Raw genomic sequence first — 13,350 nt, forward strand, 5'->3', positions numbered from 1 at the left:
CTCCGCCAGCAAACGTGCGGCAAAGCAAGGCGTGAGCAGGGGATCATGAGCAACAAGATGTGGGGCGGCCGGTTCTCGGAACGTCCCGATGAGATCATGGAAGAGATCAACGTCTCCATCGACGTCGATCGTCACCTCTTCGCCCAGGACATTGCCGCGTCCAAGGCCCACGCCGCGATGCTTGCCAGCCAAGGCATCATCACGGCCTCTGATGCGAAAAATATCGGCAAGGGTCTAGACACGATTTTGTCAGAGATCGGGAAGGGCGGCTTCGAGTTCAAGCGCGCGCTCGAGGATATTCATATGAATGTCGAGAGCCGCCTGTCGGAGCTGATCGGGCCGGCCGCCGGCCGCCTGCACACAGCGCGCTCGCGCAACGACCAGGTCGCGACCGACTTCCGTCTCTATGTCCGCGAGATCGTCGACGAGACCGATGCCGCGCTCGCCGCGTTCCAGCAGGCGCTGGTGGAGCGCGCGCTGGAGCATGCGGGAACGGTGATGCCCGGCTTCACGCATCTGCAGACCGCGCAGCCCGTGACGTTCGGTCACCATCTGCTCGCCTATGTCGAGATGGCTGCGCGCGATCGCGGCCGTTTCCAGGATGCGCGCAAGCGGCTCAATGAATCCCCGCTCGGCGCGGCCGCGCTCGCCGGCACCTCGTTCCCGATCGACCGTCATGCCACCGCCAAGGCGCTGGCCTTCGACCGTCCGATGGCGAACTCGCTTGATGCGGTCTCCGACCGCGACTTCGTGCTGGAGACGCTGTCGGCGGCCTCGATCTGCGCCGTGCACATGTCGCGCTTCGCCGAGGAGATCGTGATCTGGACCTCGCCGCTGGTTGGCCTCATCCGCCTCAGCGACAAGTTCACCACCGGATCCTCGATCATGCCGCAGAAGCGCAATCCTGATGCGGCCGAGCTGGTGCGCGCCAAGACCGGCCGCGTCATCGGTGCGCTCAACGGTCTCCTGATCGTGATGAAGGGCCTGCCGCTCGCCTATCAAAAGGACATGCAGGAGGACAAGCAGGGCGCGATGGAAGGCTTTGCCGCGCTGTCGCTCGCGATCCGCGCCATGACCGGCATGGTCCGCGATCTCGTGCCGGACGAGGCCAAGATGAAGGCGGCTGCCGGCGAGGGCTATGCCACCGCGACCGATCTCGCCGACTGGCTGGTGCGGACGCTGAAGATGCCGTTCCGCGAGGCCCATCACGTCACCGGCCGCATAGTCGCCAAGGCCGCCGAGGGCGGCGTGGCGCTGCACGAGCTGCCGCTGAAGGAGATGCAGGCGATCGAGCCCAGGATCACCAAGGACGTGCTTGGCGTGCTCTCGGTCGAATCGTCGGTGAAGAGCCGCACCAGCTTCGGCGGCACCGCGCCGAAGAACGTGACATCGCAGGCCAAGGCCTGGGCGAAGCGGCTGGAAAAAGAGCGAAAATTGGGCTGAAGGCAAAATTTCGCTTATGTTTCATGGTCATCCGGCTCTCGCCAGAGCGCGCCAATCTCTGTATGGTGCGCCCCGCGTAGTGGGGATTTCGTCGTGACGTCAAAGTTTCGCCCGGCCGGCTCGGGGTGGGCCATCATTGTCTTGAGCCTGAGCGCGCTTGCGCTCGCCGGCTGTGGCCGGAAGGGCCCGCTCGATCTGCCGCCGACCGCCTCCAACGCGTCCACGGCCAATATCGCCGCGCCGACCGACACCGAGACCGAAGCCCAGAAAACGCCGAGCGTGTTCAATCCGACCTATGGCGCGGATGCCCCACCGGCGGCAACCAAGGGCAAGAAGAAACCGTTTATCCTCGACCCGCTCCTGGACGAAAAACCCAGCCGATAGGCTGGGGCAACTGAGCCATCGCCATGAACCATTTCGACTACCGCAACGGCGTGCTGCACGCCGAGGCGGTGAACCTGTCCGAGCTAGCCGCAACCGTCGGCACACCGTTCTATTGCTATTCGACCGCCACGCTTGAGCGGCACTATCGCGTCTTCGCCGATGCCTTTGCCGGCGAGAAGGTGCTGGTCTGCTATGCCATGAAGGCGAACTCCAACCAGTCGGTGCTGCGCACGCTGGCGAAGCTTGGTGCCGGCGCTGACGTCGTCTCCGGCGGCGAGCTGAAGCGCGCGCTGGCCGCCGGTATCCCTGCCAGCAAGATCCTGTTCTCCGGCGTCGGCAAGACCGAAGATGAGCTGCGCGCCGCGCTCGCCGCCGACATCCTCTGTCTCAACGTCGAATCCGAGCCCGAGCTCGAATTGCTCTCGCGGCTTGCGACCGAGACGGGCAAGACCGCGCGGATCTCCATCCGCGTCAATCCGGACGTCGATGCCGGCACGCATGCCAAGATCTCCACCGGCAAGTCCGAGAACAAGTTCGGCATCCCGATCGCGCATGCTCGCGAGGTCTACGCGCGGGCCGCGAAGCTGCCGGGCATCCAAGTGACCGGCACCGACGTGCATATCGGCAGCCAGATCACCGACCTGTCCAAGATGGAGACCGCGTTCCGCATCCTGTCCGAATTCGTGCAGACGCTGCGTTCCGACGGCCACAACATCAGCCACGTCGATTTCGGCGGCGGGCTCGGCATTCCCTATTACATGGACCGCGAGGCGCCGCCGGCGCCGGATGCCTATGCCGCGATGGTCAGGCGCGTCAGCCACAATCTCGGCTGCACCCTGATGTTCGAGCCGGGCCGCATGATCGTCGGCAATGCCGGCATCCTCGTCGCCAAGGTGATCTATGTGAAGCACGGCGACGGCAAGAACTTCGTCATCATCGACGCCGCGATGAACGACCTCATCCGCCCGACGCTGTACGAGGCGCATCACGACATCCTTCCGGTGACGCAGCCGGCAAAGGGCGCGGCGACCGTCGTGGCCGACGTCGTCGGCCCCGTCTGCGAGACCGGCGACTACCTCGCTCTCGACCGCACGCTGCCGACGCCGAAGGTGGGCGATCTCATCGCCATCATGACCGCGGGCGCCTACGGCGCCGTGCAGGCCGGCACCTACAACACGCGGCCGCTGGTGCCGGAGGTGCTGGTGAAGGGCGATCAATACGCGGTCGTGCGTCCGCGCATCGAGGTCGAGCAGCTGATCGCGATGGATACGCCGGCGCCGTGGCTGTGAGGACGCCGGCGACCATGCGCTCGCCGGCGCCGCGTGTTTGTCACGGCCCGTATTTCGGAGCCGGCTTCTGGTTGAAATCGTTCTCGTCGGTGACGCAGGTGAAGCTCGCTGCGTTGTTGGTGTCGCCACTGCCGTTGTATTTCGCGACCTTGGGGAAGACGCAGAGCGGCCGGGTCATCTGAACCGCGGGCGGCGTATCGGCCACGAACTTCGTGGCGAGGATCGTCTCCGGCGCGACGCCGGCCTCGACCCATTTGACCAGCGATGTGAGCGCATCGAACGTGTTGGGACCGGGGCCGCCGGAGCAGTGGTACAGTCCGGGCACCATGAACAGACGCGCGTAGCTCTGGGTCCGTCGCAGCGCCGGATTGCCGTTGCCGTGATCGAAGAAGCCGACCGGCTGGAGGCCTTGCTGGAATCCCGGGCCTTCATTCCCCACCAGGGCCAGGAAATAGTTGATGCTGCTCTGGGACGGAATCAGCGGGTCGGCCCAGCCGTGGTACATCAGCAGCTTGCCGCCATGTCCCCTGAATTCGCCGAGATCGGTGCTGGTCGCGTTCAGCACCGCGGCGAGCTGGTCGTCGACCTTGTCGATGTCGCGGTGGAAATCGAAATTGGCAAAATTGGTCGGGCTTGCCGGATAGCCGAAGCTCGGGCCGAACACCCAGTAGAACAGGCCGTCGAAGGCCGGCTCGGGCAGTCGCTCCTGAAACGCCAGGCCGAGGGCGAGGATGTCGTCGGTCTCGTTGCCGCGCTCGGACCCCGGATTGACGAGCTGTCCGTTCACCGGGTCGATCGTGCCGGCGTAATAGCGCTGCATGGTCGTGACCTGGTCGGAGGTCAGGCAGGCCGGCGGTGCGTTGCCGCCGGTGCAGAGCAGGACCTTCGGATCGAAATGGCAGTCGCGCGGATCGGTCAGGAACTGATCGGTTTTGGCGCCGCCGTCCTGGCCGACGCATTGCTTCAGCACGGCCTGGTTGATCAGCGTCATCTGGCCGGCCTGGATGAACCGGCCGGGGCTCGCATGCGTGTTCTGCCAGCCATAGAGTCCCGCCATGTGCAAATGGGTGCGGTTGAATGCGGCGGCGCCGGCGAGGATGCCGTCATAATCGTTGGGGAAGCGCTGTGCCTCCATCAGGGCGTTCTGGCCGCCGGTGGAGCAACCGGCGAAATAGGCCCGTTGCGATCGATGGCCGTAAAACGCGCTGACGATCTCCTTGCCCCGCTCGGTCATCAGATGGATGGCGCGGTAGCCGAAATCCTTGATCCGCTCGGGATGCCCGAACAGGCCGGTCGACGGCGCCGTCGGATCGCCGAACTCGATCGCGAGCGGATTGCCCATGTTGCCGGCCGAGCCGCAGAACAGCGGATTGCATCCCGATGATCCGGTGCCGAGGTCGCTGTTGGTCGCGGCAAAGCCGCCCTGGATGCCGATGGCGAGCTCGTTGTAGGTGATCGTGCCCTGGAAGCCGCCGCCGCCGGTGCCGAGGAACCTGCCGTTCCACGTGGTCTCGGGCAGCCAGACCTCGATCTTGATGCTGGAATCCGAGCTCGGGATCACGGTTGCGGTGACGCGGCAGAAGGCGGGAAGGCCGGTGATCGGGCTCGCGCCAGGCGGCACGAAGGTGCCGGTCGTGTTGTCGTCCGCCGAATTGATCACTGTGTGCTGCAGTTGCAAGGATCGAAGATTGGTGCACGCCGTCGCCATGGCGGGCGACGTACCGAGTGCGACACAGCCAAACAGGGCCGTGGTCGCACCGACAAGTAATTGTCGATGACGCTTCATTCCGTCCTCCCTGATTTTTTTGCAGTCGTGTAGGGCCCGCAGGATACCCCACAACGAATACAACTCAAGGATGAAGCGCCGCCTCGCGAAGCAGCCCGCAGCTTCGCGCCTCGGTTGTGAGGATCAGGGCACGATGGGCGTCTCGACAACTCGGGCTGCGCGGTTATCTCCCCGCCAATCCGCCGGTCTTGCCGCCGACCACCACACCTGCCTTCTTCTCGATCGGCTTGATCGCTGCGGTAAAATCGGACTCGGCGCCTTCGGCGCTGATCACCGTCTCCCACAGCCGCCCGACGGCATCCGCGACCTCCATCGACAGGCCGAGCTGCTTCATCTCCTCCAGCGCCAGCCGCACGTCCTTCACCATCAGCCCCGTGGCGAAACCGAAGTCGAAGGTCCGCGGCAGCACCGAGCGCGGAAACTTGTCGCGGCTCGCCGTGTTCATGCCCGAACCTGAATTGATGACGTCGATCATCACGGCGGGATCGAGCCCGGCCTTGACGCCCATCACCACGGCTTCCGACGTCGCCACGATCGCGGTGGCCGAGAGGAAATTGTTGGCGAGCTTCATGGTCTGTGCAGCACCCGGCTTCTCGCCGATGAAGAACACCTTTCCGATCACGTCGAGCGCGGGCTTCAACAGCTCGAACTCGGCCTTCGGCCCCGACACCATCACCGCCAGCGTGCCCTTCTCGGCGCCGCCGACGCCGCCGGACACCGGGCAGTCGATCTGCACGATGTTGCGCTTGGCGAGCAGGCCGTGAATCTTCGCCGCCATCGCCGAGCCGACTGTGGAGAGATCAATGAAACGTTTGGCGCGGCTGCCCTCGATCACGCCGTTCGCGCCCGTTGCGACCTCCAGCGAGGCCTGCAGCGACGGCAGGCTCGCCATCACAGCCTCGACCTTGTCGGCAACATCCTTCGGCGATGCCGCAGCGGTCGCGCCGCGCGCGACAAGCTTGTCAACGACCTCCTTGCGGGTGTCGAACACGACGAGCTTGTGTCCTGCCTCGACCAGCCGCCGCGCCATCGGGAAACCCATGTTTCCAAGGCCGATGAATCCGATATCCATGGTGTTATTTCCTTCCCGTCGTCATTGCGAGGAGCGAAGCGACGAAGCAATCCAGACTGTTGCCGCAGAGGCTTTCTGGATTGCTTCGCTTCGCTCGCAATGACGGAGCAATACGTTGAATGCTGTTTGTCGGCCTCACGCCTTCCCATCAATCTCCGCGAACACCTCGCGCGCGATGCGAAAACTGTCGACCGCCGCCGGCATGCCGCCATAGATCGCGACCTGCATCAGGATCTCGCGGATCTCGTCGCGGGTGACGCCGTTGGTGAGCGCGCCCTTCAGATGCGCACGGAATTCATGCTGGCGGTTGAGGATCGCGATCATCGCGATGTTGAGCATGCTGCGGGTCTTGCGCGGCAGCTCCTCGCGGCCCCACACCGTGCCCCAGCAATATTCGTTGAGCATCTCCTGGAACGGACGGTTGAAGTCGTCGACGTTCTTCAGCGCGTTGTTGACATAGGCCTCGCCCAGTACCGCTTTGCGGACTTCCAGGCCCTTGTCGTGCATCTTCTTGTCCATGACGTTTCCTTGTTTTCCTTGGATGGCGGCGCGGAAACTACGGGGTTGAGCCGGAGCAGTCACGTCCTCGTGTTATGCGGGAAAAGGGGGATGTCCCGTACAGGAACGGATGCCTCAGTGCTGCCGTTGTGGTACGCTTCACTCCACCGGGTAACCTGGAGAGTTGATTGAACGGCGTCACCCCCGAGCCGTCAGACCCGATCCGCGATGGCGACGCTCTGTCGCGGTTGAAGCTGGCGCAGGCCCTCAAGCGGTCCACTTATGCCATCGCGTGGGAACGTGCCTGGCCCGGGCTGGCGCGTATTCTCACCGTCGTCGGCCTATTCCTGGTGGTGTCCTGGGCCGGCCTCTGGCTGGCACTGCCCCTGGTCACCCGTGCCATCGGTCTCGTCATTTTCGCAGGCCTTGCGGCTGCCGCCCTGTTCCCCCTGATTCGGTTTCGCTGGCCGAGCCGCGAGGAGGCGCTCGCCCGGCTCGACCGCGGTTCGGGCATCCGTCATCGCCCGGCCACGACGCTCACCGACACGCTAACCTCGCAGGATCCGATTGCGCAGGCGCTCTGGCAGGCACAGCGCGAGCGCACGCTGGCCTCGCTCAAGCGCATCCGCGCCGGTTTGCCGCACCCGCACCTCGCCATCCATGACCCCTGGGCGCTGCGTGCGCTGGTCATGGTGATGCTGGTCGCGACCTTCTTCGCCGCTGGCGACGAGCGCGGATTGCGGCTCGGCGCTGCCTTCGACTGGAACGGCGTGCTGACGCCGACCAATGTCCGTGTCGACGCCTGGGTCACGCCGCCGCTCTACACCGGCAAGCCGCCCGTGATTCTGTCGGCCGCCAACAAGGAAGCGGCCGCGCTTCCGGCCTCCGGCCCGCTCAGTGTTCCCGCCGGCTCGACGCTGATCGTGCGCTCCTCCGGCGGCAGCCTGGATGTCGTGGTGTCCGGCGGCCTCAAGGAAGTCGCGCCGGCTGAGGCCACGCCCAAGGGCACCAACGAGAAGCATTTCACCATCACCGGCGACGGCACTGCGCATGTCCGCGCCCCCTCGGGCCAGCCGCAATGGGCTTTTGCGGCAACGCCGGACCGCCCGCCGACCATTGCGCTGGCCAAGGATCCGGAGCGCCAGGCGCGCGGCGCGCTCCAGCTCGTCTACAAGATCGAGGACGATTACGGCGTCACCGGCGCCGAGGCGCAAGTCGCTCCGCGTTCCGCCGATGCGGGCAAGGACGGCGATGGCAAGACTGATAACAAGACCGCGGCGCGGCCGCTGTTCCAGCCGCCGAAATTTCCGCTGGTGCTGCCGAATGCGCGCACCCGTAACGGCGTCGGTCAGACGGTGAAGGATCTCAGCGAGGATCCTTATGCCGGCGCCGATGTCACGCTGACGCTCACCGCCAAGGACGAGGCCGGTAACGAGGCGAAGAGCGAGCCGTTCAACATGCGCCTGCCCGAGCGGCTGTTCACCAAGCCACTCGCACGCGCGCTGATCGAGCAGCGCCGCATCCTCGCGCTCGACGCCAACAAGAATTCCGACGTCTACACCGCGCTCGACGCGCTGATGATCGCGCCCGAGCTGTTCACGCAGGAGGCCGGACAATATCTCGGCCTGTACAGTGTCGCGCACCAGCTCGAGGCCGCGCGCACGGATGATTCATTGCGCGAGGTGGTGGCGAGCCTGTGGGCGCTCGCGGTGACGATCGAGGACGGCAACATCTCCGACGTCGAGAAGGCGTTGCGCGCGGCGCAGGACGCGCTGAAGCAGGCGCTGGAGCGCGGCGCCAGCGACGAGGAGATCAAGAAGCTCACGCAGGATCTGCGGGCGGCGCTCGACAATTTCATGCGCCAGCTCGCCGAGCAGTTCCGCAACAACAAGGATGCCCAGCAGCTCGCGCGTCCGCTTGATCCCAACACCAAGATCCTGCGCCAGCAGGACCTCCAGAACATGATCGACCGCATGGAGCGCCTGTCGCGCTCCGGCGACAAGGACGCGGCCAAGCAGCTGCTCGATCAGCTCCAGCAGATGCTGGAAGGCCTGCAGATGGCGCAGCCGGGGCAGTCCGGCGAGAGCGACATGGAGCAGGCGCTCAACGAGCTCGGCGACATGATCCGCAAGCAGCAGCAATTGCGCGACAAGACCTACAAGCAGGGCCAGGACTCCCGGCGCGATCGCATGCGCGGCAAGCAGCAACAGGGCGACCAGTCGATGTCGGACCTGCAGCAGGACCAGCAGTCGCTGCGCGACCGCTTGAAGAAGCTCCAGGACGAGATGGCCAAGCGCGGCCTCTCGCAGAAGGGCCAGAAAGGCCAGCAGGGACAGAAGGGCCAGCAGGGACAGCAAGGCGACCAGGGCCAGCCCGGCCAGGATGGCGATCAGGACGCTGACCAGGGTGATGATGACGGCGGACTCGATTCCGCCGACAACGCCATGGGCGATGCGGGCTCGAAACTCGGCGACGGCAATGCTGACGGCGCGGTGGATTCCCAAGGCAAGGCACTGGATGCGATGCGCAAGGGTGCGCAGAAGATGGCCGAGGCGATGCAGCAGGGCGACGGCGACGGCCAGGGCGACGGTCCCGGCAATCGCACCGGGCGCCAGCAGAGCGGCGGCAACCAGACCGACCCGCTCGGCCGTCCGCTGCACGGCCGCGAGTTCGGCGACGACTACACGGTCAAGATCCCCGGCGAGATCGACGTCCAGCGCGTTCGCCGCATCCTCGAGGAGCTCCGCCGCCGCCTCGGCGACCCCGCGCGTCCGCAGATCGAGCTCGACTATCTCGAGCGGCTGCTGAAGGATTTCTGAGACGGGGGCGCCACAAGCTCACTGTCATCGCCCGCGAAGGCGGGCGATCCAGTATTCCAGAGACGACGGTGATTGAATCGAGAGGCCGCGGAGTACTGGATGCCCCGCCTTCGCGGGGCATGACAGTGGAGTATGTGGCCGCCCCCGCCCGCTACCCCTTCTTCGCCGCCAGCGCATCCGCCACCGCCGTGCGGATATCCGCGACCGAGAATGGTTTTGTGACCACGTCATGCACCAGCGCATTGAGGTTCGAGGCACGCTCGCGCTGATCGGCAAAGCCGGTCATCAGCAAAATGGTCAGTTGGGGAAAGTCACGCGCAGCGGAGAGTGCGAGTGCGATGCCGTCCATGACGGGCATCTGGATGTCGGTGAGCAACAGATCGAACGCGCCGTCCTCGCGGGTCAGGATCTCCAGCGCCTCGGCGCCGTCCTGTGCGGTGACGGTCTCGTGGCCGTCCATGGCGATAGCGCGCGCCACCAGCTGGCGCATCGAATCCTCGTCATCGGCGATCAACACTCTTGGCATGACACCAACCTTTGGACCAACCTCCCGTGCGGCACGCGACGGCGCCTGATTACACGCTGCCGCCGGCAATGTCGCGCCGGTTGAAGAAGCGAACGTCGATATTGCGGCCTTCCGGCGGCGGCGAGGCCAGGCGCGAGCGGAAGAAGGCGCGCTCGCCCGGTTGCAGCACGGTCTGCTCCAGCACCGAATTCCAGGCGTAGATCTCGGCGCCTTGCGCGTCGCGCACGGCAAAGCGCAGGCGCGGAATATCGAGCGGCCTCTTGCCCTGGCCCACGATTGCGCCCTCGATCACCAGCACCTGCTTACCGTCCACGGTCTCGGTCGAGAGCTTGACGTCCTTGAAGGCGAGGCCGCGCAGGTTCACCTCAAAGCCGACCATCTTGTAGAAGGCCGCGGTCTGCGGCAGCAGGCGGACCATGTCGCCGCGCCAGATCACCAGCGCCAGCACCAGCGCGCCCATGGCGGCGCAGGCGGTCGGCAGGCCGAAATGGGATTTTCGCCGGGCCACGGCCGGGGCCGGGCGGCTCACCTTTGCCCCGCGGCGGCTGAAAAGGCCGCTGAACCAGGACTGGTGCTGCGCGCCGACGACTTCCTCCTCGGCGGCGCGGGCCGCCGCCGACCACTCGTCCTCGGACTCGGCGGCGTCCTCTGTCGGCCAGTCGCTGGCGATCGAGGGGCTTTCGACCATCGGGGTTTCGGCGGTTGAATCGTCCTTGGCGTAGGAGTTCCACTGCTCGGCGAGGTCGGACTGGTCGTCAGTCTGGCTGGCTTCGGCCAAGGCCGGCACGGCGGCCTCCCCGACGGCATCCGCGGGATGCGCCATCCACGTCTCCTTGCAGCGGGAGCAGCGGACTGTCCGCCCATTGGCCCCAAGGCTCGCAAGCTTGATCGCGTAGGATGTCGTACAATGGGGGCAGACAATATGCATGGACGGCCTCGACGATGACCTTGTCGCGCGGAGCCGGGCGCCAAGGGACTTCTAAGGAAGGATAGTTCTAAGATGCCGCCTCGGATGCTACAGGGCGACCGTTAACGAACCGGAAACCATAACGGTCGCACAACCCCTTGATTGCATGCGGCGAAACCTTGCTGGCGTGCGACCTGCGTCCCCTCTCGAACGGAGCTGAGCTTGGTTCGGTTCGAAAATGTCGGATTGCGCTACGGTCTGGGGCCGGAGGTCCTGCGCGACCTCAGTTTCCAGATCCCGGCGCATTCCTTCCAGTTCCTCACCGGCCCGTCCGGCGCCGGCAAGACGTCATTGTTGCGCTTGTTGTTCCTGTCGCATCGGCCGACCCGTGGCCTCGTCAATCTGTTCGGCCACGACATCTCCCGGCTTGGCAAGGACGAGATCGCGGATCTGCGCAAGCGCATCGGCATCGTGCTCCAGGATTTTCGCCTGCTCGACCACATGACGACCTACGAGAACGTGGCGCTGCCGTTCCGCGTCATGGGCCGCAGCGAATCGAGCTATCGCAAGGAAGTCATCGACCTGCTGCGCTGGGTCGGGCTCGGCGAGCGCATGGATGCGCTGCCGCCGATCCTGTCCGGCGGTGAGAAGCAGCGCGCGGCAATCGCGCGCGCGGTGATCTCGCGGCCGCAGCTGTTGCTTGCGGACGAGCCGACCGGCAGCGTCGATCCGACGCTCGGGCGGCGACTGCTGCGGCTGTTCATCGAGCTCAACAAATCCGGTACCGCCGTCATTATCGCAACCCACGACATCGCGCTGATGGACCAGTACGAAGCGCGCCGCTTCGTGCTGCATCAGGGCCGGCTGCACGTCTATGAGTAGGACCGACGAGCGCGGCGTATTGGTCGATCTCGGACAGGAACGTCCGCAGCTGCCGGCCAGGGCGCGCAACATGTCGCCGATCGTGCCGCGCGCCTCGATCCACGGCCGCGCGCTGGTCGCCGTTGTCGCCATCATGACTTTCCTCGCCTCGATGACGACGGGCACCGTGCTGCTGGTCAGCGCCTCGGCCGCGGAATGGCAGTCCGATGTCGCGAGCGAGATCACCATCCAGGTCCGCCCGCAATCCGGACGCGACATCGAGCGCGATACCGCTGCCGTCACCGAGGCGATGCGCGCGCAGGCCGGTATCGTCGAGGTCAAGCCGTTCACCAAGGAGGAGAGCGGCAAGCTACTCGAGCCCTGGCTCGGCACCGGGCTGTCGATGGACGATCTGCCGGTGCCGCGCATGATCATCGCGCGCGTGCAGCCGGGCACGGCGCTCGATCTCGGCGCCTTGCGCGCCCGCTTGACGCAAGTGGCGCCAAGCGCCAGCGTCGACGATCACCGCGCCTGGATCGAACGGATGCGCTCGATGACCAATGCCACCGTGCTCGCCGGCATCGGCATCCTCGCGCTCGTCATCGTCGCAACCATCATCTCGGTCTCGTTCGCGACCCGCGGCGCGATGGCGGCGAACCGCCCGATCGTCGAGGTTCTGCATTTCGTCGGCGCCGGCGACCGCTACATCGCCAATCACTTCCTGCGGCATTTCCTCCGGCTCGGCCTTGAAGGCGGCGTCATCGGCGGCGGCGTCGCCATGCTGCTGTTCGGCTTCTCCGAGTCGATCGCGGGCTGGTTCTCCGGCACCCCGGTCGGCGACCAGTTCGCGGCCCTGCTCGGCACCTTCTCGCTGCGCCCGTCCGGCTATGTGGTGCTCGCGGTGCAGGCCGTCCTGATCGGCGCCATCACAGCGGTCGCCTCGCGCCAGACGCTGTTCTCGACACTGAACGACGTGGATTGAGCCCGACAAACCGGACTCCACTTCGCCTCAAAACGTCTTAAAATAATCCGGGGAAGGGATCACCGACATCATATGACCTCGCCGATCGACGACACATCGCCGAAACTGCCGCGCGGCTGGCTGCGCGCGACCGTCGTGTCGACGATCGCGTTCGTTTTCGTCGGCGCAGCGGCGGGCTTCGTCGCGTTCCTGTCGCAATTGCGCGGCGCCGAGATTGCCCCGGACCGCAAGGCTGACGGCATCGTGGTGTTGACCGGCGGATCCTCGAGGGTCTCGGATGCAATGGAGCTGCTGGCGGCCGGCTACGGCAAAAGGCTCCTGATCTCGGGCGTGCATCCGACCTCGACCGCGAGCGACATCTCCCGGACGCTGCCGGAGAACCAATCCTTCATGGCCTGCTGCGTCGATCTCGACCGCACCGCGCTCTCGACCCGCGGCAACGCGGCGGAGGCGCGGCGCTGGGCCGAGGGGCGCGGCTTCAAATCGCTGATCGTGGTCACCTCGAACTATCACATGCCGCGCGCGCTGGTGGAATTCTCGCATGCCATGCCGGGGACCACGCTGGTTCCGTTCGCCGTGGTCGGCGACAAATGGCGCGAGGAGCCGTGGTGGACCTCGGCCTCGACGCTGCGGCTGCTGTTGTCCGAATATGTCAAGTACGTCGCCGCCGAGCTCAGGGTGCGGCTGGAAGATTTCGGGATTGACCTTTCCCCCGAACTGTCGGAGCAGCCTGCGGGCCTGCAATCCAGGCGGCCCGCCACCGCACAGGCCAATTGATCGGAT

General features: G+C 65.7%; 12 protein-coding genes. 7 read left to right on the forward strand and 5 right to left on the reverse strand.

Features of this window, described 5'->3' with window-relative positions; genetic code table 11:
• The first annotated feature begins 45 nt into the window (after nt 1–45).
• The 3 genes from argH to lysA all read left to right on the forward strand — a co-directional run bounded on the left by argH (nt 46) and on the right by lysA (nt 3,116).
• Nucleotides 46–1,443: an argininosuccinate lyase gene (argH, locus tag ABIC09_RS01705; protein ID WP_354108203.1), complete on the forward strand. Its 1,398-nt coding sequence runs from the start codon at nt 46–48 to the stop codon at nt 1,441–1,443.
• A gap of 93 nt (nt 1,444–1,536) precedes the next feature.
• Nucleotides 1,537–1,827, forward strand: a complete 291-nt coding sequence (gene lptM / locus ABIC09_RS01710) for an LPS translocon maturation chaperone LptM (RefSeq protein ID WP_254134669.1) — start codon at nt 1,537–1,539, stop codon at nt 1,825–1,827.
• A gap of 23 nt (nt 1,828–1,850) precedes the next feature.
• On the forward strand, nt 1,851–3,116 hold the full coding sequence (gene lysA, locus ABIC09_RS01715; RefSeq protein WP_148751690.1) for a diaminopimelate decarboxylase: 1,266 nt from the start codon (nt 1,851–1,853) through the stop codon (nt 3,114–3,116).
• A gap of 40 nt (nt 3,117–3,156) precedes the next feature.
• Here the strand turns inward: lysA and ABIC09_RS01720 are convergent, their stop codons facing one another.
• The 3 genes from ABIC09_RS01720 to ABIC09_RS01730 form a co-directional block, all read right to left on the reverse strand.
• The gene (locus ABIC09_RS01720) at nt 3,157–4,902 is read right to left on the reverse strand and encodes a tannase/feruloyl esterase family alpha/beta hydrolase (RefSeq protein ID WP_354108204.1); all 1,746 of its coding nucleotides are present in this window, start codon (nt 4,900–4,902) and stop codon (nt 3,157–3,159) included.
• A 163-nt stretch (nt 4,903–5,065) separates the two neighbouring features.
• Nucleotides 5,066–5,974, reverse strand: a complete 909-nt coding sequence (locus ABIC09_RS01725) for an NAD(P)-dependent oxidoreductase (RefSeq protein ID WP_148751693.1) — start codon at nt 5,972–5,974, stop codon at nt 5,066–5,068.
• A gap of 135 nt (nt 5,975–6,109) precedes the next feature.
• Nucleotides 6,110–6,493, reverse strand: coding sequence for a carboxymuconolactone decarboxylase family protein (locus ABIC09_RS01730; RefSeq protein ID WP_008567285.1), 384 nt, complete (start codon nt 6,491–6,493; stop codon nt 6,110–6,112).
• 167 nt (nt 6,494–6,660) lie between these two features.
• Here ABIC09_RS01730 and ABIC09_RS01735 point away from each other — a divergent pair, with 167 nt between their 5' ends.
• Complete coding sequence (locus tag ABIC09_RS01735) at nt 6,661–9,291, forward strand: TIGR02302 family protein (protein WP_354108205.1); 2,631 nt, start codon at nt 6,661–6,663, stop codon at nt 9,289–9,291.
• Nucleotides 9,292–9,442: 151 nt separating this feature from the next.
• Here the strand turns inward: ABIC09_RS01735 and ABIC09_RS01740 are convergent, their stop codons facing one another.
• Nucleotides 9,443–9,817: a response regulator gene (locus ABIC09_RS01740; protein ID WP_148751696.1), complete on the reverse strand. Its 375-nt coding sequence runs from the start codon at nt 9,815–9,817 to the stop codon at nt 9,443–9,445.
• A gap of 49 nt (nt 9,818–9,866) precedes the next feature.
• Nucleotides 9,867–10,745: an MJ0042-type zinc finger domain-containing protein gene (locus ABIC09_RS01745; protein WP_354108206.1), complete on the reverse strand. Its 879-nt coding sequence runs from the start codon at nt 10,743–10,745 to the stop codon at nt 9,867–9,869.
• A 201-nt stretch (nt 10,746–10,946) separates the two neighbouring features.
• Between ABIC09_RS01745 and ftsE the strand changes: the two genes are divergently transcribed.
• The 3 genes from ftsE to ABIC09_RS01760 all read left to right on the forward strand — a co-directional run bounded on the left by ftsE (nt 10,947) and on the right by ABIC09_RS01760 (nt 13,344).
• A complete protein-coding gene (gene ftsE / locus ABIC09_RS01750; RefSeq protein WP_148751700.1) occupies nt 10,947–11,606 on the forward strand; it encodes a cell division ATP-binding protein FtsE in 660 nt (219 codons plus the stop codon).
• Nucleotides 11,599–12,567, forward strand: a complete 969-nt coding sequence (locus ABIC09_RS01755; RefSeq protein WP_148751702.1) for a cell division protein FtsX — start codon at nt 11,599–11,601, stop codon at nt 12,565–12,567. Before ftsE ends, ABIC09_RS01755 begins: the two co-directional genes overlap by 8 nt.
• Before the next feature lie 72 nt (nt 12,568–12,639).
• A complete protein-coding gene (locus tag ABIC09_RS01760) occupies nt 12,640–13,344 on the forward strand; it encodes a YdcF family protein (RefSeq protein WP_354086096.1) in 705 nt (234 codons plus the stop codon).
• Nucleotides 13,345–13,350 lie beyond the last annotated feature (6 nt).

This window comes from Bradyrhizobium sp. S3.12.5 (assembly GCF_040548225.1).
Taxonomy (GTDB): domain Bacteria; phylum Pseudomonadota; class Alphaproteobacteria; order Rhizobiales; family Xanthobacteraceae; genus Bradyrhizobium; species Bradyrhizobium cytisi.